20 protein-coding genes and 1 tRNA gene are annotated in these 18032 nt (G+C 70.5%); 8 read left to right on the forward strand and 13 right to left on the reverse strand.

The genetic code is table 11. The annotated features are described in order from the left end of the window. Positions 1-86 precede the first annotated feature (86 nt). The 4 genes from AB0C01_RS19390 to AB0C01_RS19405 all read right to left on the reverse strand — a co-directional run bounded on the left by AB0C01_RS19390 (position 87) and on the right by AB0C01_RS19405 (position 3663). Positions 87-293 carry a hypothetical protein gene (locus tag AB0C01_RS19390; protein ID WP_030333429.1) on the reverse strand — a complete coding sequence of 69 codons (207 nt, stop codon included), beginning with the start codon at positions 291-293 and terminating at the stop codon, positions 87-89. Positions 294-370: 77 nt separating this feature from the next. Beyond that, the gene (locus AB0C01_RS19395) at positions 371-1714 is read right to left on the reverse strand and encodes a dipeptidase (protein ID WP_357254778.1); all 1344 of its coding nucleotides are present in this window, start codon (positions 1712-1714) and stop codon (positions 371-373) included. Between the two features lie 36 nt (positions 1715-1750). After that, positions 1751-2884, reverse strand: a complete 1134-nt coding sequence (locus AB0C01_RS19400) for a M48 family metallopeptidase (protein ID WP_357571762.1) — start codon at positions 2882-2884, stop codon at positions 1751-1753. Positions 2885-3045: 161 nt separating this feature from the next. Continuing rightward, positions 3046-3663, reverse strand: a complete 618-nt coding sequence (locus AB0C01_RS19405) for a hypothetical protein (protein ID WP_357254780.1) — start codon at positions 3661-3663, stop codon at positions 3046-3048. Positions 3664-4151: 488 nt separating this feature from the next. Here AB0C01_RS19405 and AB0C01_RS19410 point away from each other — a divergent pair, with 488 nt between their 5' ends. Further along, positions 4152-4553, forward strand: coding sequence for a rhodanese-like domain-containing protein (locus AB0C01_RS19410; protein ID WP_088949799.1), 402 nt, complete (start codon positions 4152-4154; stop codon positions 4551-4553). 228 nt (positions 4554-4781) lie between these two features. On the opposite strand, the gene AB0C01_RS19415 is transcribed toward AB0C01_RS19410, so the two are convergent. The 3 genes from AB0C01_RS19415 to AB0C01_RS19425 form a co-directional block, all read right to left on the reverse strand. Beyond that, positions 4782-6323 (reverse strand): cobyric acid synthase, encoded by a 1542-nt coding sequence (locus AB0C01_RS19415; RefSeq protein WP_357571763.1) that lies wholly within the window; start codon positions 6321-6323, stop codon positions 4782-4784. After that, a complete protein-coding gene (locus tag AB0C01_RS19420) occupies positions 6320-7378 on the reverse strand; it encodes a cobalamin biosynthesis protein (RefSeq protein ID WP_357571764.1) in 1059 nt (352 codons plus the stop codon). Before AB0C01_RS19420 ends, AB0C01_RS19415 begins: the two co-directional genes overlap by 4 nt. A 205-nt stretch (positions 7379-7583) precedes the next feature. Further along, positions 7584-8378: a single-stranded DNA-binding protein gene (locus AB0C01_RS19425; RefSeq protein ID WP_357254645.1), complete on the reverse strand. Its 795-nt coding sequence runs from the start codon at positions 8376-8378 to the stop codon at positions 7584-7586. Positions 8379-8682: 304 nt separating this feature from the next. Between AB0C01_RS19425 and AB0C01_RS19430 the strand changes: the two genes are divergently transcribed. Together AB0C01_RS19430 and AB0C01_RS19435 are read left to right on the forward strand one after the other, a co-directional pair. Further along, a complete protein-coding gene (locus AB0C01_RS19430) occupies positions 8683-9105 on the forward strand; it encodes an HPF/RaiA family ribosome-associated protein (RefSeq protein WP_357254647.1) in 423 nt (140 codons plus the stop codon). Between the two features lie 122 nt (positions 9106-9227). Next, the gene (locus AB0C01_RS19435; protein ID WP_357254649.1) at positions 9228-10217 is read left to right on the forward strand and encodes an alpha/beta hydrolase; all 990 of its coding nucleotides are present in this window, start codon (positions 9228-9230) and stop codon (positions 10215-10217) included. A gap of 29 nt (positions 10218-10246) precedes the next feature. Here AB0C01_RS19435 and AB0C01_RS19440 read toward each other — a convergent pair whose 3' ends face one another. Next, positions 10247-10942, reverse strand: a complete 696-nt coding sequence (locus AB0C01_RS19440; RefSeq protein WP_357254651.1) for a hypothetical protein — start codon at positions 10940-10942, stop codon at positions 10247-10249. A gap of 160 nt (positions 10943-11102) precedes the next feature. Between AB0C01_RS19440 and AB0C01_RS19445 the strand changes: the two genes are divergently transcribed. Beyond that, positions 11103-11175 (forward strand) — tRNA-Arg (locus AB0C01_RS19445). A gap of 47 nt (positions 11176-11222) precedes the next feature. Here AB0C01_RS19445 and AB0C01_RS19450 read toward each other — a convergent pair. Continuing rightward, on the reverse strand, positions 11223-11915 hold the full coding sequence (locus AB0C01_RS19450) for a site-specific integrase (protein WP_357571765.1): 693 nt from the start codon (positions 11913-11915) through the stop codon (positions 11223-11225). 241 nt (positions 11916-12156) lie between these two features. Between AB0C01_RS19450 and AB0C01_RS19455 the strand changes: the two genes are divergently transcribed. Beyond that, positions 12157-12390 (forward strand): hypothetical protein, encoded by a 234-nt coding sequence (locus AB0C01_RS19455; protein ID WP_357254654.1) that lies wholly within the window; start codon positions 12157-12159, stop codon positions 12388-12390. Positions 12391-12634: 244 nt separating this feature from the next. Continuing rightward, a complete protein-coding gene (locus tag AB0C01_RS19460) occupies positions 12635-12931 on the forward strand; it encodes a hypothetical protein (RefSeq protein ID WP_357571766.1) in 297 nt (98 codons plus the stop codon). A 518-nt stretch (positions 12932-13449) separates the two neighbouring features. On the opposite strand, the gene AB0C01_RS19465 is transcribed toward AB0C01_RS19460, so the two are convergent. Continuing rightward, a complete protein-coding gene (locus AB0C01_RS19465; protein ID WP_357254656.1) occupies positions 13450-13947 on the reverse strand; it encodes a MarR family winged helix-turn-helix transcriptional regulator in 498 nt (165 codons plus the stop codon). Positions 13948-13978: 31 nt separating this feature from the next. On the opposite strand from AB0C01_RS19465, the gene AB0C01_RS19470 reads away from it, so the two are divergent. Further along, entirely contained in the window at positions 13979-15055 is a 1077-nt protein-coding gene (locus tag AB0C01_RS19470) for a bifunctional NAD(P)H-dependent oxidoreductase/GNAT family N-acetyltransferase (RefSeq protein ID WP_357571767.1), read from the forward strand. Between the two features lie 3 nt (positions 15056-15058). On the opposite strand, the gene AB0C01_RS19475 is transcribed toward AB0C01_RS19470, so the two are convergent. Together AB0C01_RS19475 and AB0C01_RS19480 are read right to left on the reverse strand one after the other, a co-directional pair. Next, on the reverse strand, positions 15059-15367 hold the full coding sequence (locus AB0C01_RS19475; RefSeq protein WP_357254660.1) for a hypothetical protein: 309 nt from the start codon (positions 15365-15367) through the stop codon (positions 15059-15061). Between the two features lie 389 nt (positions 15368-15756). Next, positions 15757-16266, reverse strand: coding sequence for a hypothetical protein (locus AB0C01_RS19480; RefSeq protein WP_357571887.1), 510 nt, complete (start codon positions 16264-16266; stop codon positions 15757-15759). A 132-nt stretch (positions 16267-16398) separates the two neighbouring features. On the opposite strand from AB0C01_RS19480, the gene AB0C01_RS19485 reads away from it, so the two are divergent. Continuing rightward, positions 16399-16779: a VOC family protein gene (locus tag AB0C01_RS19485; protein ID WP_357571888.1), complete on the forward strand. Its 381-nt coding sequence runs from the start codon at positions 16399-16401 to the stop codon at positions 16777-16779. Positions 16780-17065: 286 nt separating this feature from the next. On the opposite strand, the gene AB0C01_RS19490 is transcribed toward AB0C01_RS19485, so the two are convergent. After that, the gene (locus AB0C01_RS19490) at positions 17066-17350 is read right to left on the reverse strand and encodes a MerR family transcriptional regulator (protein ID WP_357254784.1); all 285 of its coding nucleotides are present in this window, start codon (positions 17348-17350) and stop codon (positions 17066-17068) included. Between the last annotated feature and the right edge of the window lie 682 nt (positions 17351-18032).

Genomic DNA, 18032 nt, shown 5'->3' on the forward strand with positions numbered 1-18032 from the left:
GGGCGGTGTCGGCGGGGTGCCGCCCACCTGCGCGGACGACGGTTCGGGGCCTGCGGCAGGCCGTCCAGGCCTCAGGAAACAGGCGGCTAGGCGGAGACGGGCTCCTCGATGCGCAACCCCCGCGCACGGACCTCGCCAGCGACCCGGGAGAGCACCGAGTCGAGGGCGACCAGAGCGGCGGAGAGCTCACCGAGCTGTTCGTTGAGCGTGTCCTCGGACCACGCGGAGACGTCGACATCTCCCAGTGCGCTGACGGCGGCCCCCAACCGGGCCATCACCTCGTTCGTACTCATGTACGAAAGGCTATAACAGCCAGCCATCCGACACGCCGTAAAATCCCAGATCAGACCGGAAGTTGCCGTTCCGACACCTACCTCCCCGCTGCGGCCACCTTGCCCAGCAGCAGCGCCTCGGCGAGGCAGACCCGGGCGAACTCCCCCAGGTGCAGACTCTCGTTCGGGCCGTGCGCGCGGGCGTGCGGATCCTCCACACCGGTCACCAGGATCGCCGCGTTCGGGAACATCTCCTGGAACGTGGCGATGAACGGGATCGAACCGCCGATGCCGATGTCCACCGGCTCGGTGCCGTCCCAGGCGGCCCGGAACGCCGCGCGGGCGGCGTCGAACATCGGCCCGGACGCGTCGATCACACACGGGTTGCCGTCGTGCTCCAGGCTGACGGTCACCTGGGCGCCCCACGGGGCGTGCTTCTCCAGGTGGGCGCGCACCGCCGCGTACGCCCGCTTCGGGTCGTCCCCCGGCGCGAGGCGGACGTTGAGCTTCGCCTTGGCGGCCGGCACCAGGGCGTTCGGCGCCTCGCCGGTGGCCGGCGCGTCGATGCCGAGCACCGCCACGGCGGGTTTGGTCCAGAGCCGGTCGGTGAGCTGTCCGGTGCCGACGAACTGCACGCCCTCGGCCAGGCCGGCCTCGGCGCGGAACCGGTCCTCCGGGTAGTCGACGGTGGCCCCCTCCCGGCCGACCAGCCCGTCCACCACCACGTCACCGGCGTCGTCGTGCAGGCTCGCCAGCAGCCGGACCAGCGCGGTGAGCGCGTCCGGGACGGCGCCGCCGAACATGCCGCTGTGCACCGCGTGGTCCAGCGTGCGCACCTCGACGAAACAGTTGACGACGCCGCGCAGCGAGGTGGTCAACGCCGGTACGCCCACGTCCCAGTTGCTGGAGTCGGCGATCACGATGACATCCGAGGTGATCTGGTCGCGGTGCTCGGCGAGCAGCCGCTCCAGCGAGTCGGAGCCGTACTCCTCCTCACCCTCGATGAAGAGCACCACGCCGACCGGCAGCGCGTCCCCGTACGCCCGCAGTGCCGCCACGTGCGCCATGACACCGGCCTTGTCGTCGGCCGCGCCCCGGGCGTAGAGCCGGCCGTCCCGTTCCACCGGCTCGAACGGGTCGGACTCCCACAGCGACCGGTCGCCGACCGGCTGCACGTCGTGGTGGGCGTAGAGCAGAACGGTCGGCGCGCCGGGCGGGGCGGCTCGACGACCGATCACCGCCGGCTGGCCACCGGAACGCACGATGTCGACGTCCAGGCCGCAGCCGCGCAGCAACTCGGCGACCGCCTCGGCGGAGCGTTCCACGTGGGAATGGTCGAAACCCTCGAAGGCGATGCCGGGGATGCGGACGAGGCGTTCCAGGTCGGCACGGACGCCGGGCATCTCCCGCTCGACGGCGGCCCGCACCTCGGACTCGGACATGATCGGTGAGGTCATGACCGGAATCGTATGCCGGCCTTACCGGGTCGTGCCGGCGGAGCCCGTACCGTCGCCGCCGTCCGCCGGGCCGGCGCCCGGGGCGGCCCGACCGGTGCGCTGCGCGCGGCCCGCCGCCTCGGTGGCGGCATCCACCCAGGAGCGGGCCCGACCGGCGGTGCCGCCGACCCACTCGCCGACGTCGCTCGCGCCGTCGCCGAACCGGCGCAGCAGCCCGACCAGCGGGTCGGTGGAGCGGCTGAACTCCTCCCGGTACGAGTCGGCAGCCGCCTTGATCTCCTCGGAGACGCTCGTCGAGCTGTCCTCGTCGCGGCGCGGATAGTCCCCGCCCAGCACCCGCCCGTACGCCCCGGAGTCGATCCACTGGCGCAGTTGCGCCGCCCGTGCCACCGGCGCGGGATGGGTGCTCCACGCTGTCATCCGGATCTTGTGCAGGCTGTCGCGCAGGTCCCCGCCCCCGGCGTACTCGGCGGCCTGCTCCAGGAACGCGGTCGTGTCGATCTGGGACAGGTCACCGCCGCCGGCGAGCTTCATCAGCAGCCGCAGGGCGGCGGCCGGGTCCTGCCCGGCGAGCAGACCGGCTCGGTCGGCGGACAGTTCCGCCTTGCGCCACCACTCCAGCATCGCGGCGATGATCGCCCGCAGCGCGATCGCGCCCACCGGCAACCAGCTCAGGTTGGCCGCCCACCGGGTGAGGATCATGAGCATGGTCTTGTAGACCGCGTGCCCGCTGCCCACGTGCCCCAACTCGTGGCCGAGCAGGCAGCGCAGCTCGTCCTCGTCGAGTTGCTGCACGCACGCGGAGTTCAGCACGATGAACGGCCGCTCCAGCCCGACCGCCTCGGCGCCCAACCAGGGCGACTGGGTCACGTACAGCTCGGGCAGCTCGGCCACGTCGAGCGCCGCCGCGGCCTCGGTGTAGCGCTGCCACACCGCCGGGTACTGCCGGTGGTCGACCCGGATGCCGGAGGCCAGCACGGACAGCCGGAACCCGCGCTCGTTCCACATGCCGAAGAACGACCGCACCACGTCGTCGAAACCGCGCAGCTCCCGCAACGCGACAAGGGCGCCCCGGTCGGCCGGATGCTCCCAGGCCCGCGAGCTGATCCCGGTGAGCGTGATCCGGCGCCGCGCGGGCGGCTCCGTTGCCGACATGATGAGTCCCCCGTTCGCCGCGCGCCCTGAGCGCTCTCGCGTGGTGCTTCTGGCGTCGTCGTGCTCGCGTCGTGCTGCTCGCGTCGTCCTTGTTGCATCGTGCCGCTCGCGTCGTCCTTCTCGCATCGTGCCGGAGCCGGTGCCGCTCGTCCACTGCCCGCTCAACGGATGCGCGCGTAGTAGCGGTCCGCGTCGGACGGCAGCGTCGGCGCGCCGTCGACGAGCAGGTCGGCGCGGGCGGCCGTGCCGTCGGCGGCGAAGTGCGCCCGCTCCCCGGCGTGCCAGCGACGCAGCTCGGGCAGGATCTCCGACCCGTCCCGAGCGACCGCGCGGGCCAGCCGCACCGACGCGGGCGCGGTGACGAACACCGACAGGGTCGCCTCCGGCCGGACCACCGCGCGGGCAGCGGTGACCCCCTCCACCACCAGCACCGGCGCCACCGGCACCGGCACCGGCCGGGCCAGGAAGCGCTGCCGCACCCAGCTGTAGCGCCGGTAGGCACCCGGTTTCCCTTCGCGCAGCGGGGCGAGCACCTCCTCGTCGAGCCGTGGCCAGAAGGTGACCTGGTCGTCCCAACCGTCGAGCAGGTCGTCGGTGTGCACGACGGGCGGGCGAGCACCGCCCAGCCGCACCGCCAGGGCATCCGCGAGGTGCGCGGCGAACCGGCTCTTACCCGCGCCGCTCGGCCCGTCGACCGCGACGAGCCGGGTCCGCCCCAACCGCGCCGGGCCCGCGAGCGCCCGACGAGCCAGTTCGGCGTACGCCTCGACAACCACCACGCCCGGCCGGTCCCCGGCCTTGCCGGCGTCCCCCAGCTCGTCGGCGTCCCCGGCCCCGCCGGCGGCCACCCACTCGTCGGCAGGCCCGGCCTTGCCGGCGTCCCCCGGCTCGTCGGCGTCCCCAGCCCTGCCGGTCGCGGGTCCTGCCGTGTTCAGGGCTTCGCGGCCTGACACCGGCCGGCCGGTGTCGGGGCTCAGCACAGCCTCGCCTGCTGCATGACCGAAGTATGCCGCCGCAACCACGGATGATCGACTCCAGATCACGGATGTCGCGGTATCCCCGACAGCGGGACACCGCGATATCCCTGAGGTCGAGTGGATCATGCTGCAACAGCGGTCGACGTTGGCCATTCCGACTCGTCCGGCTGACCACCCTGGCCGAGTGCCGTCACGTCCGGGGGAATTGGGGCGGCGACGGGTGACGGGCGACCCGTTCGCCGTCCGGGGCGCTACCAAATCGGCATGATCGGGTGGTGCTCCGAGACGTGATGAGCCCCGGCATCGACGCCCTGCTCGAACAGGCCCGCGCCGGGCTGCACCGACTGACCCCGCAGCAGACCGTCGAGGCGGTCCGCGGCGGCGCGCTGCTGGTCGACACCCGCACCGACCTGCAACGCCGCGAACAGGGCGACTTGCCGGGTGCGGTCGTCATCGACCGGACCGTGCTGGAATGGCGGCTCGATCCGGCCAGCGCCTGGCGGATCCCCGAAGCCACCGGCTACGACCGGGAGATCGTGCTGGTGTGCCGGCAGGGCTACAGTTCCAGCCTCGCCGCCGCCAGCCTGCAGACCCTCGGTCTACGCCGGGCGACCGACATGATCGGCGGTGTGGACGCCTGGCTCGCCGCCGGTCTCCCCACGACCGACCGGCCAGCCGACATCCGCCCCTGAATCCCACCGCCTCGCCGGCCCGCTGCCGACGCCCAGATCAAGATCGTGCTCGATCCCGGAACCAGGCCCCTCCCGTCGCCCGCGAGGCCACTACAACCAGGATCGTGCACGATCATGCGGAGGCGGTGACCCGCGAGGGCACCCCACTCGCGAGGGCACCCCACTCGCGAGGGCGCCGCGAACACCCCGGGCGCGGCCCGGTCCCCCAACACTCCGCATTGGACAGGGTCAGGACGGTGGCGGGCCGGGTGGAATGAAGGGTAGGCCGGCGGGTGGGCCGGCTTCGATGAGACGCCAGAGGGCAGCGGTGTCCAGGTGCTCCTCGACCAGGTCACCGAGCAGGTCGAGTGAACGCTCCCGGGCGGCGGCGAAGCTGGTCGTCGGCGCGACCCGGAATCCACTGCGCCCGGCCAGGCGAGCCGCCTCGGTGAGGAACCACCTGCGGAACCCGTCGGACTCGAACGCCCCGTGCCAGTGCGTGCCGTGCACCGCGCCGAGCACGGCTCCCTCGCCGACACCGTCGTCGCCGGTCAGCAACGGGGCCAGGGTGGGGTCGGTGTGCGAGACGTACCCGTGGTGGATCTCGTAACCGCGCACCGCGAGGTCGCCGTGGGCGGTGCCCACCGACTGTCGGACGGTCTTGCGGGGATCGAAGGTGATCTCGATGGGCAGCAGGCCGAGCCCCGGTACGCTGCCCCGCCGGCTCTCCACCGTGTCGTGGATGGCGCGGCCGAGCATCTGAAAGCCGCCGCAGAGGCCGAGCAGTGGCTTACCGGCCGCCACGTGGGTGACCACCGCGTCGGCGAGACCCGTCTCGCGCAGCCAGGCCAGGTCGGCGACGGTGGACTTGGAGCCGGGCAGGACGACCAGGTCGGCGGCGGCCAACTCGGCCGGCTCGATGGTGAGACGTACGCGAACGCCCGGTTCGGTGGCCAGGGCCTCCACGTCGGTCGCGTTGCTGATCCGGGGTAGGCGAACGACCGCCACGTCCAACCACTCGGTGCCGTGCGGGGCCGCGGGGCGGCCGAGCACCCGGCCGTAGGCGAGGGAGTCTTCCGCGTCGAGCCACAGGTCCAGTGCCCAGGGCAGCACTCCGTACGTGGGCCGACCCGTGACGTGACGCAGCATGTCCAGCCCCGGCTGGAGCAGCCCCCGGTCACCCCGGAACTTGTTGATCACGAAGCCGGCGATCAGTGCCTGGTCCGCCGGGTCCAGGAGGGCGACGGTGCCGAACATCGAGGCGAAGACGCCGCCACGGTCGATGTCGCCCACCACGATGGTGGGCAGGTTGGCGTGCCGGGCCAGCCCCATGTTGACGTAGTCACCGGCCCGCAGGTTGATCTCCGCGGGGCTGCCGGCGCCCTCGCAGATCACCACGTCGTACGCGTCGCGCAGCTCAGCGAGTGCGGCGTACGCGGTCTCGGCGAGCCGGGGACGCAGGTGCCGGAACGTGCCGGCGGTGATCGTGTCGACCGCCTCGCCGAGCAGGACCACCTGACTGGCCAGGTCGCTGCCCGGCTTGAGCAGGACCGGGTTGAACCGCAGGTCGGGGGCGAGCCCACAGGCAGCGGCCTGCATGGCCTGGGCCCGTCCGATCTCGCCGCCGCGCCCGTCCGGCCCGACGACCACCGCCGAGTTGTTCGACATGTTCTGTGCCTTGTACGGCGCCACCTTCACGCCCTGCCGGTGCAGCCAACGACAGATACCGGCGGTGAGCACGCTCTTGCCGGCGTCGGAGGTCGTGCCGGCGACCAGCAGCCCGCCGCTCACCGCCCCCTCCCCGCTCCGACAGCTCGCAGCCCGCGCCCTCCGGTCACCGCAGAAAACCCGCGCCCTCCAGTCACGGCGGACAACCCGTGCCGACTCACGAAGCCGACCAGACGGCCGAAGGTAACCGGGTACACGGCGGCCAGCCCGACCGCGGCCAGCCCGACCGAGCCGGAGATCCGGGCGGCCCGCTTGAGGTGGCGCGCCTCCGGGCGGGGGCCGTCGCCGAGGAACGGCCGCACCTCGGAGCGCCCGAAGTAGACGTTGCGGCCACCGAGGCGGACGCCGAGCGCGCCGGCCATCGCCGCCTCGCACTGGCCGGCGTTGGGGCTCGGGTGGTCGTTGCGGTCACGCCGCCATACCCGCCAGGCCCGTTGCCGATCCCCGTGGGCGACCGGCGCGACAGCGATGGTGAGCAGCCCGGTCAGCCTCGACGGCACCAGGTTGAGGACATCGTCCAACCGCGCGGCCGGTGTGCCGAATCGGGCGTAGCGCGCCGACCGGTGCCCGACCATCGCGTCGAGGGTGTTTGCCGCCCGGTAGCCCAGCAGGCCGGGCAGGCCGGCGACCGCACCCCAGACCAGAGGGGCGACAACCGCGTCGGAGGTGTTCTCGGCGACCGACTCGACGGTGGCGCGGGCCAACTCCGACTCGCCCAACGTCGACGGGTCCCGCCCACAGAGGTGGCCGAGGCGTCGCCGGGCGGCGGGCAGATCACCGTCACGCAGCGTCCGACCCATGGTGGTGGCTTCGTGGCGAAGCGTGCGACCACCCAGCACGGTCCAGGTGCCGGCGGCCACCAGCGCCGCCCGGGTCACCGGCCGGTGGCGGGTAGCCGCGGCGGCGACCGCCCCGAGCAGCACCGGCCCGCCCACGGCCAGCGCGGTGAACGCGGTGCCCGCCGTCCGATCCGGGCGGTAGAGGCGGCGCTCCAACGCACCCGCGGCCTGCCCGAAACCGGCCACCGGGTGCCACCGGCGCGGATCACCGAGCAGCCTGTCCAGCGCGTACCCGGCCAGCAACCCCACCGCGTTCGCCACCGGCGCGGTCCGTCGCACGTGCACCACCTCCCAGGCCGGCCAGCCTAGACGAGCGTCCCGGAAACCGGCCCGACCCAGGGCGCTCCCAGGCGGCCAGCGCCTGCTGGCGGACCGCAGCCGACGATCCTCCGCTGACCCCGCCGATGCCGTCACGCGGGGTGACGACGCTGGTCGCGCCGCCACCCCGCCCCCGTCGTGCCAGGCCAGTCCTCGAACCGGTCGGTCAGGCCGGCTGCGGGATCCTTCCCCGACCACGCCGCCCGCGGCCGGCCGGCGGCGGCTCCGGCTGCCCCTCGTCCGGCACCGGCCCCAACTCGTCGTCCGGGTCATGGCCGCCGCCGTTGTCCGCCTCGGATGGGAGCCCCAACTCGCCGTCGAGACCCGCCGGGACGTTGCCCGGCCCGATCTGCCCGCTGGTCGGGGTAACACCGCCGGGCGAGGAGAAATCGTCGGTCGGAGGACCATCGGCGTCCATCGGGTCGTCGAGGTACGGACTGGTTCGCAGCGCGGCGTAGTCGGGCAGCTCGAAGTCGTCATCCAGCGGGCGGTCGTCGGGGAGCACGGGCTCGTGCCCGGCCGGCACCGGCTCGGTGGGCTCGCCGTGCACCCGGCTCTCGGCCTCGGAGTCCTCCACGGTGCTGGTGGTCATGCTCGGTCGGTTGCGCAGGAACCGGGCTCGACCGCGGGACAGGTCGTGGCCGACGGCAACCGCCTCCAACTCGTAGACGGCGCGGTGGTTGCCGGCGTCGTCGGTCCAGTCGCGGGTGTAGAGCCGCCCGCAGACCACCACCGGATCGCCGACCATCACGGACGCCGCCACGCCTTCGGCGAGCTTGCGCCAGCAGTTGACGCGTACGCGCAGCGAATTGCCGTCGACCCACCTGCCGCTGTCCCGGTCGAGTCGGCGGGCGGTGGAGGCGACCTTGAAGTTGGCCACCAGCGTGTTGCTCTGGCTGGTACGTCGCCATTCGGGAGCAGTCAGCACATTGCCGACAATTGTGACGTAGGTGTCGAACATCGTCCCTCCAGGGGGATCGGGGCCTGCGAACGCGAGTCGACTCGACACCGAGCCTGGGCGCTGCGGGCGAGCCTCACCAGCGCGCAGGCCGAACCTGTGGACGACGAACCCACCTGTGGACAAAGCCCTGATCACGCGCTGATGTGGTACGGCCGACCCGGCCACCCCGGCGTCGGCGGTTTCCGAGACCAACCACTTTGGGTAAGCACTTGATCAACGCACCACCGACAGCTCCACGTCGACGAGAGGTCAGCTTCATGATGATCACCAGAATCGGCTCCGCGATCGCTTCCGAGGCACGGCGATGAGCGCCGCGGCGAACCCGGCCACCGTCGCCGAGTGCCTGCGGGTGGGCACCGGGTTCTCGCAGGGCGACCGCAACTGGATCGCCGAGCAGTTCGCCACGCTCGACGCTCGGCTGGCCAGCTTCCACGCCGACGCCACCGAGCTGGAGGTGTCGGTGAAGGACCGGGAGGCACGTGGTCAGAAGGTCACCCTGGAGTGCTGGATCGCTGGCCGACAGAAGATCGTCACCACCTCCGCCGAAGAGGACCTGCACGCCGCGCTCAACGACGTCCGCGACGACCTGCGCCGCCGGCTCAACGACGCCAAGACCCGTCAGGAGCCCCGGCACAACAAGCACCTGCGCGACATCCCGCAGCCCCAGGGCGAGCTGGACCCCACCGACGAGCAGGACCCCGAGCGCGCCGACACGGAGACTGCCTGACCTCACCCGCTCCGCTCCGCGATCTTGCACTGTCGTATCCCCAGTCAGTGCAAGATCGCGGGAGCACGGGGCAGCCAGGCGAGGGCTACCGTTCGGTAGGTTGGCGGCGTAGCGTCGCGTTCGTGGAACCGGACGTGTTGGGGCCGCCGTACGAACGGCAGACGATCGACCTGGGCACCGACGACGAAGGACCTGTCGTCGCGACCCTGGTCCGGCGCCGGGCCGAGCGCCCCAGCGGGCGGGCCGTCCTCTACGTGCACGGGTTCGTCGACTACTTCTTCCAGACCCACCTCGCCGACTTCTTCGCCGAGCGCGGCTGGGACTTCTACGCGCTCGACCTACGCAAATACGGGCGCAGCCTGCTCCCGGGCCAGACCCCGAACTTCTGCCGCGACATCAGCGACTACTTCCCCGAGCTGGACGCCGCCGCCGAGATCATCCGCTCCGACGACGGGCACGACACCCTGCTGGCGATGGGCCACTCCACCGGTGGTCTGATCCTTCCGCTCTGGGCAGACGCCCGCCGCGACACCGGCACCGTCGACGGCCTGGTCCTGAACAGCCCCTTCTTCGACCTGAACGCCCCCTGGGCGGTGCGCCGACCCCTCGCGGCCGCCGTCTCCCGACTGGGCCGCAGGGCGCCGCACCGCATCCTGCCGCTCGGGCTGGGCACCGTGTACGGCGAGAGCCTGCACTCCGACCACCGCGGCGAGTGGACCTATGACCTGGCCTGGAAGCCGCTGGCCGGCTTTCCGGTCCGGGCCGGCTGGGTGAACGCGATCCGCACGGGCCAGCGCCGGCTGCGCGCCGGTCTGGACATCCCGGTTCCGGTGCTGCTGGCCTGCTCAACCCGCTCCTTCCGGGGCACCCGGTGGCACGACAACGCGACCCTCGCCGACGCCGTTCTGGACGTCGAGCACATGGTCCGGTATGCGCCACGCCTCGGCCGCCACGTCACAGTGGCCCGCTTCGACGGCGGGCTGCACGACCTGACGCTCTCCGGCCCGGCCGTCCGCAAGAAGGTCTTCGACGAGGTCGGCCGCTGGGCCGACGCGTTCCTCGCCGCCGGCCCCACCGCCCCCGAAGCGGCAGGCGCGGCGACAGCCGGCTGACCGGTCCGGAGGACGGCGCGGCTGGCAGCTCAGACGTCGCCGGGCGTCGCCGGGAGGACCGCACGGATCCGGTCGAAGGTCGCCACCGGATGCTCGCCGACGCCAGGCAACACCAGACCCAGGCAGTACGGCGACAGCTCCCCCGACGCGTCGGGCTGGACGACGAAGACCGGGGCGCCCACGTACCCCTCCGGTAGTTCGGTGGTGATCCGCACGGCGTCCCCGTCGCGGACCACCCGCTCGATCGCGACCTCCAGCGGACGCGACCCGTCCTCGCGTACACCGTGGGCCAGCACGAAAGCGGAACCGGCGTCGGCGGTGAGGCGGGCGACCACCTCGGGCCCGGCGGCGATCCCCGCGGGCACCGGCTGGACGCGCCAGCGCCAGCCGCCGTCCCCGGCGTACCGGTGCAGACCCGCGGTCGGCAGCACCGCGACGCCGTCGCCCGGGAAGCGGGACCAGCCGGGCACGATCTCAACCGCGGCAACGGCGGCCGGGGCGACCCCGGCCGGCTCGGTGACGCTCGCCCGCAGCCCCAGCTCCCCACCCGGCCCGCCGACCAGGTCGGCCGCCGTCAGCAGCGACTCCCCCACCGGGTCGTCGCCATCCTGGAAGAAGAACGCGGTGCCGACATCCTCGCCCGACCGGTACGGCAGGATGGCCCGGCCGACGATCTGGCACAGCTCGTAGGCGACGTCGCTCTCAACGTCGGGTTCCAGCAGCACCAGCCAAAGGTACGGTCCGGGGCCACGTCGGTCCGCGGGAACCCGGATGCCCGACACGCGATCGACGTGAGACCCTGCTCGGCAACGTGGACGCGGGCACCCTTTTCGCCACTGGGCAGGAGGGCGGCGGTACCCTCTGGGCGCGACATCCACGCCACACGCGCCCGTAGCTCAGCGGATAGAGCAGGGGACTTCTAATCCCAAGGCCGCAGGTTCGAATCCTGCCGGGCGCACCCTTTTCCGCCGCAGGTCAACGGGCCGCCGTGCCCGATCCCGTCGATCACCTCGCCCCCCGTACAGCCATTCGTACAGCCAAGTCAGCCGAGAGGTGCTTCGCGGCCTCGTCCACGGCGGTCCGTTCGATCTCCGGCAGGACGTGCGCGTAGGTGTTCATGGTCAGCCCGATCTGGCTGTGACCGAGCACCTTCATCACGGTCCGGGGCGAGGCACCGGAGACGAGCAGGAATGTGGCGCACGCGTGCCGCAGGTCGTGCAGCCGCTTGGCCTCATCCACGCCCAGGGCGCGACGCTCGATCTGCCTCATGGCCGGCGGACGGACCGACTTGGCGGCGTTGCGGTGCACCAACTCCTCCCGCTCCGCGTCACCGAGTGAGTTCCGGATCAGCCCGTGGATGTGCCGAACCGTCGTTGCCGACAGACCTACGTCTGTCTTCTCGGCCAGCAGCCGGCGGATGACGGTCGGCGTCAGCTTGTCGAGTGCCAGCCGGCCAAGCGCCGGGCGGACGTGGTTCTCAATGAGCTTCCGGTAGCCCTGCAACGTCGACGGCCGTTTCCCGTCACGCTCCTTCATCCACAACCACTCGTCCAGCCACTCCCCGACCGTCCGAGGAGCGGCGGCGAGGTTCTGCCCCTGCTCCTGGCGGCGGCGCAGGTCGGCCAGCTTGCCGAGCACTTCCCGTTCCGTCTTGCCGTAGACCCACTTCCGCGACTGCTTGCCCTCACCCCAGCCCACGTCGAGCACCGCAGTAGGACTTCAGGGCTGGTCTGGTTGGGCTACGGGGGTCTTGGCCTCATCGGGCTAGTGCCGACCGTAGTCGGCGTCGCCAGGGCGCGGAGCGGCGGTAGCGGTGACTCACCTAGTGAGTGAACGTCCGCTTCTGCCGCCGAGCGGGCGCCCCGTTCCGTGACGTCGGGGGGTGGGGCGGACGCCCGGCCGATGAGCGTATGTTGGGAGCAGCGAAGGGCGGATCGCCGTGATCCCGACACTGATCTTGTTCGGCCTTGTATTCGGACGCTGGTGGCGGTTGTCGCTCATCGCCGCCGCTCTGGGGTGGCCAGTCCTGCTCGCCGCCGACGACGCGATGAGTGTCGGGCCGGGGTTGCTCGGCGCGTCTGGGCTCGCCATAGCCAACACCGGCGTCGGCGTGTTGATTCATCAGGGCATCCTGCGAATGATGCGCGTGCTGAGAACCGAGCAGGACCGTTAATCTGCCGCGATCCGCTCGGATGTCGCAGATCAGTTGGCGGACGACCGTCGCGCATCAGTCGACGGAGGACAGGTCCGCGACGTTCGAGACTGCCGAATTCCGCTCTATTAGATCAAGGCACCGCGCGAAGCGCGGCGCGACCGCGCCGGCACGGCGCCGCGCTCTGGACCTCCGGCCCGCCGCGCACGCCGGCCGGCCGCACCGTCGGGTTGTCCGCGCCATTGACGCATGTGACACTCCCGCGGTGTCCACCTTGCTGACCGCGCTGTCCGCCATCGTGATCCTGGCCGTGGCCAGCGGCGTCTACGGCTCTTTCACGAGCAGGCGACGGATGCACGCACTACGACGCGGAACTGACTACCAGCCGCCGTGGATTGCCAACGTCCTGCTTGCCGTCGTATCGGGCCTGGCATGCGCGTGGGTCTCAATATCATGGTCGAAGCCAGAGCACCCGTGGCTGACCCTGCTGCTCTGGCTCGTGATCTGGACACCCCTGTTCTACTGGTTCGGGTTGAGGCGGATCACGGCCCGACGCGAGTAGCGAGCGGCAAGGAACGCGGCAAGAACAGCAGTTCCCGGGGCTCCGCCCCGCACCTCGGCCCTCCTCAGAGATCCGCTCTTAGCCAGGAAGCCAAACTGATCGATTCGTGGCACCCTACCGGCATGGCGAGAGCGAGTAGATCGGCGTGGTTCCGTATGACTCGGACGCAGCGAGGGATCTGCGTCGTCGCACTGTGCGTGGGGTTGGCAGGGATCGCACTGGGCTTGGCCCTGAACCCTGCACTCGGGGGAATCATCGCGTCGGTATCCATGCTCGTCGGGATCTTTACGTCGATATTCGCCCCGCCGGATCCCCCAGCTCCAAGGTGACTGGAGCAGCAGCGGCGCTGGCTGTACAGCCATCCATACAGCCAAGCGCGCCCGCTAAAGCGGACGCCACCCGACAACCACGGACGGTCTGACCAGGGACACGGCCACCCGACCAGCCATCCCTGATCTTCTTCTAGTCCCAAGGCCGCAGGTTCGAATCCTGCCGGGCGCACCCTTTTCCGCCGAAGGTCATGGGCTTTTCGGTCTCTGTCGATCGTCGCCGGCTTCGGGTTCATCCAGCCTCCGGGCGATCTGTTCGATGGCGATGAGGTCTGCTGGGACGAGCCGGTCGATGAAGTGGCGTCGTACCGACTCGACGTGGGCCGGTGCGGCGTTTTCGAGTGCGTCCAGACCTTGCGCGGTGAGGACGAGGAAGCAGCCTCTGCCGTCGGTCGGGTCAGGTGTGCGCCTCAGGAGACCGCGCGCCTCCATCCGGGTGGCGTGCCGGGACAGCCGGCTGCGTGACCAGCCCATCTTGTCGGCCTGTTCCCCCAGGGTGCTGGTGTGGCCGGGCCGCTCCGACAGGGTGCTCAGTACCTCGTAGTCGGGTTCGGAGAGCCCGATCGCGGCCAGATCGCGCGCCGTGCCGGTCTGGACGGCGACCACTACGCGCAGGAACGCCCGCCACGCCCGCTCCTCGTCAGGATTCAACCAACGCACGGTCTTGGTCGGCGGCTTCGTTGACATGTAATCAACCTAGCATCTACACTTCGTTTCCATGTCAACGAAAACGGTACGTGTCCTTGCGCTGGTGTGCAGCACCCGCCCAGGCGCCCTCGGCCCCCTGGTAGGACGGTGGCTGATCGAAACGATCACCTCTCGTGCCGCGGAACTCGGCGTCGAGCTTGTGCCGGTGACCCTCGGCGATCTGAACCTGCCGTTCCTCGACGAAGAGGAACATCCGTCGTCGGGTGTCTACCAGCATGAGCACACACGTCGGTGGAGCGCGATCGTCGACGCGGCGGACGGGTTCATCGTGGTCACGCCGGAGTACAACTACGGAATGCCAGCGACCCTGAAGAACGCGCTGGACTACCTCAGTCGTGAATGGGCCTGGAAGCCGATCGGTTTCGTCAGCTACGGCAACACGTCGGCGGGCACCCGGGCGGTTCAGCACGCCAAGCAGGTGGTGACCACGCTGCGCCTTGTTCCGCTGGGCGCCACGGTCGCGATCCGTATCGGAGACGCGACGGACAATGGGCGACTGCGGCCCGACGCAGCCCGCGACACGGCGGGTATCGGCCTGCTGGACGAACTGGTCCGGGTCGCCCACGCCCTACGTCCACTGCGCGAACGCGCACAGGCCGGGGCGCTGCCCGGCCCGCTGCCAGGGTCCTATGCGAGACGGCTGACCCCTGACGACGCGCCCCAGGTCACCGTGCTGCAGCGGTGCTGCTGGGTGGACGAGGCCGTCGTCAACGACACCATGGCCATACCGGCCCTGCACGAGTCGCTGGAGGAGGTGCGCGAGTGGCTGGCGACCTGGCACACCACGGGCATCTGGCTGGACGGCCGACTACTGGGCATGGTGCGGACCCGTCGCATCGACACCGACTGGCACGTGGGTCGCCTCGCTGTCGTGCCCGACCTGCGAGGCCAGGGGCTGGGCCGATGGCTGCTGCACACCGCCGAGGCCGCCGCCGAACCCGCCTGCCGTCGCATCCTGCTGGTCACCGGCACCAAGAGCCTGCGGAACATCGACCTCTACCACAGCGAGGGATACCAGTCGGTGCCACTCGCCAGCCCGGACGGAACCACCTGCCTTACCAAGGACATATTCCTCAGGTCACGCTGACACTCAAGGCGCTGGCCTTGGTCCGTGGTTCCCGTCGTAGTCACCCAGATTCACCGACGACAACCGTTCGTCCCAGCTGTCCCAGTACGCCTGCTTCTTCGAGCCCCAGTAGTAGTTGTGGTATCCCAACAGATCGCCGTAAGCCTCATGGTTTTCGACGCGGTCGGGTGTCCCGAACTCGTTGAGGAACTCCTCGTAGGACCGCAGCGAGCTGAAGTGGGCCAGGGGGCCGCGCTCCGCAGCGTAGAACGCGAAGCCGACCACTGTTCCGCCCGCGATCTTGTAGCTCATGTTGCCGGCGATGTGCAGCATGCCCCCAGCGTTACAGCCAAGACTGCCCGCAGCCCCCACGGTTACTGCGAAGTGAGGACTCAGTCAGGGCCGACGTCTACGTAGAGAATGAGCACATCTCGGGAGCGTTCCGGAGGCTTTGATCACCGTTCAGCAAAGGCAAGACTTGGTTGACCTGTAGATGGACCTGTCGCCTCTGCAACTTCCACGTCGTTGGACGGGCCTGGAGGAGCCGCAGGACGCGTTGGTCACAGCCTCGGACAGGAACGGCCCCTTGTTACCGCAGGGGGCCGTTCGTACGGGCATGAGGGATCAGCAGGTTCAGCGTCGCGCGTGGAGCCCGGCAGGATGCCGGGAAGCGGACGGCCTACACGCGCCCGACGATGCCGACCGGGGCAGGTGCGGCCTCTTCAGCCGTCGCACACCGTCTTGGCGTAGCGGGCAAAGCCCTCGAGCGTATGGAACGTGGCGACGTAGCCGCCGTGCTCCTCGCCCTCCCACCGCTTGGTGAGGATCACGGCGGAGCCGGTCCGGCCGCGCATCTCGCTGATCCGGAACGGGAAGTCTTCCACTGGCCCACCGCCCTCGTTCCACGAGCGCAGGTCGTAGATCTGGTCGTCGTCCAACGTGGGTGGTGCCAGCTTCGTCTGCCAGCCGGCCATCGGGTCGAGCAGCACAACTTCCTCTGCGGTACGGGCGCCGCGGCCGGGATCCCGATCGAGCTGAATCACCTTGTCGGTGACCCCGCCGTCTTCTTTGCCGAGATAGAGGGTGATCCGGTCAGTCCCCTTGCCTCGGCACCAGTCGAACACCCCAACCAGCCGTCCGTCGGCGTCCAGCCGTACCCCGACCGCGCCCTCGATGACCGGGCTGCAGCCGCTCAGCCCTGCCAGCACCAACGCGCAGATCAGTCCCAGCATCCCCGTCCGTCGCATCCCTTCAGCGTGAGCACCGACGGTCACCAGGTGGTCACGACGAGAGGACGGCTTGACGGCATCGAGGATCGGCTTCCACCGGGCGGCCCAGCACGCTGCTAGCGTCGTCGCGTGTCGATGTTCCGCACCCCTCAGGTGGTTCTCTTCAGTGCGGACGTTGCTCGCGCCGCCGGGTTCTACGCCGGACTTGGCTTCACCGAGACCTTCCGGGTGCCGACCGAAGGTGAGCCGATCCACATCGATCTCGTGCTCGACGGCTACCGGATCGGCATCGCCTCGGTGGCCTCCACCCGGGACGATCACGGGCTCGACCCCGTGTCCCACGGTCAGCGTGCGGCGGTGATCCTGTGGACCGACGACACCGCCGGGGCGTACGCCGAACTGACGGCGAACGGCGCCCCCGCGCTGGCCGCGCCGCACCGCTGGCTCGATAACCTGCTGATCGCCTGGACGGCCGACCCGGACGGCAATCCGATCCAGATCGTCCAACGGCTCTGACAGCCTCGTACGCACCCGATCGCTCTGGACGAATGGTTCTCCTACGCCGAACGCCTGCCGGGAATTCGGGAGCCTCGCCGAGGACTTTCAGGCACACCTTCAGGGCGACGACGGCGAGCGGTACACCACGAGTGGCGTCCTTCCCCGCAGTGCTTAGCGGTGCGGGCGGATCCTCTTGATGCCAACGAGGTCCAGTCCCGTGGACGACGAACGGCCCCTGCCCTGGCGGGAGGGACCGTGTGGCGCTCGGCGTCGCCTGTGCGGGAGACCGCGGCGTGGGGTGTGTTCAGCCCTGCTGGTAGCGCTCGTTGCGTCGAAGGGCCTCTTCGAGTTGGTCCTCGAGAATGATGATCCGGCAGGCCGAGGCGATGTCGGTGCCCTGGTCGCACATCTCCCGGGCTCGCGCGGCAAGGCGCAGCTGATAGCGGGAGTAGCGGCGGTGCCCGCCGCCGGAGCGCTGCGGGGCGATCAGTTTGGCGTCACCGAGCCGACGGAGGAAGTCCTGCGAGCAGCCGATGATCTCGGCGGCTCGGCCCATGGTGTAAGCGGGGTAGTCCTCGTCGTCGAGCATGTCGTCCGATTGGGTCAATGAAACCTCCATCACGAGGGCCCCGGTGCTCGAAAGCACCGGGGCCCAAGGGTTGTGGGTCAGGAACACCATCTGCCGACAGAGCGTCGGCTTGTCTTGTCCGCACCGGCCGTCAACGACGGCATCGGGTGCGAGGATCGCATATGCGTGACCGGAGACCACCTCTCGTTCGATGGAAACTGCGGTGTCCGCGCCCAGCCCACGACTGCGGCTGGCTGCGGGCGATCCAACGGTGTAGTGCCCTCCCTTGCCTCTGATTTCCTCTGCCATTCCTCGTGCTGTCCGTCGGTGTCCGAGCCCCACGCGACTTCTTGGCCCTGACACGTACGACGAACCTTGCTCACCTCGGGTGAAGCCCTGAACGAGCGTCAGCCTCACCCGCAACTTCTCGTGCGTCATACCAACTGCGACAGAACCGAGCGGACCTCAAGTTCCTGGCCCAGCTCCTTCGCCCTCGGGTGGGGCGGCACGTCAGCGTCTTTACTTGCTCCGTCTTCGACTTCAGGAACGTTAGCGCATGGCAGCAAGAATATCTAGCGCTTCGCACAGAGATTTTCTCTGCCGACGTGCGCAACCCCGTCGGCCGTGCGGCGGAGGGCGACGCCGGCGGGCCGGGCCGACGCCGCGCGGGCGACCAGAAACACCCGGCGGGTGTCTACGGGCC

The organism is Micromonospora sp. NPDC048905, assembly GCF_040649655.1.
GTDB lineage: Bacteria > Actinomycetota > Actinomycetes > Mycobacteriales > Micromonosporaceae > Micromonospora.

Excerpts from the sequence above, each read along its gene's own strand:
- AB0C01_RS19470 (WP_357571767.1), top strand. The coding sequence starts at position 13,979 with ATGTCAACGAAAACGGTACGTGTCCTTGCGCTGGTGTGCAGCACCCGC.
- AB0C01_RS19430 (WP_357254647.1), top strand. The coding sequence starts at position 8,683 with ATGAGCGCCGCGGCGAACCCGGCCACCGTCGCCGAGTGCCTGCGGGTG.
- AB0C01_RS19480 (WP_357571887.1), bottom strand. The coding sequence starts at position 16,266 with ATGCTGGGACTGATCTGCGCGTTGGTGCTGGCAGGGCTGAGCGGCTGC.
- AB0C01_RS19475 (WP_357254660.1), bottom strand. The coding sequence starts at position 15,367 with ATGCTGCACATCGCCGGCAACATGAGCTACAAGATCGCGGGCGGAACA.
- AB0C01_RS19390 (WP_030333429.1), bottom strand. The coding sequence starts at position 293 with ATGAGTACGAACGAGGTGATGGCCCGGTTGGGGGCCGCCGTCAGCGCA.
- AB0C01_RS19395 (WP_357254778.1), bottom strand. The coding sequence starts at position 1,714 with ATGTCCGAGTCCGAGGTGCGGGCCGCCGTCGAGCGGGAGATGCCCGGC.
- AB0C01_RS19490 (WP_357254784.1), bottom strand. The coding sequence starts at position 17,350 with ATGCTCGACGACGAGGACTACCCCGCTTACACCATGGGCCGAGCCGCC.
- AB0C01_RS19410 (WP_088949799.1), top strand. The coding sequence starts at position 4,152 with ATGAGCCCCGGCATCGACGCCCTGCTCGAACAGGCCCGCGCCGGGCTG.
- AB0C01_RS19465 (WP_357254656.1), bottom strand. The coding sequence starts at position 13,947 with ATGTCAACGAAGCCGCCGACCAAGACCGTGCGTTGGTTGAATCCTGAC.
- AB0C01_RS19400 (WP_357571762.1), bottom strand. The coding sequence starts at position 2,884 with ATGTCGGCAACGGAGCCGCCCGCGCGGCGCCGGATCACGCTCACCGGG.
- AB0C01_RS19425 (WP_357254645.1), bottom strand. The coding sequence starts at position 8,378 with ATGTTCGACACCTACGTCACAATTGTCGGCAATGTGCTGACTGCTCCC.
- AB0C01_RS19485 (WP_357571888.1), top strand. The coding sequence starts at position 16,399 with ATGTTCCGCACCCCTCAGGTGGTTCTCTTCAGTGCGGACGTTGCTCGC.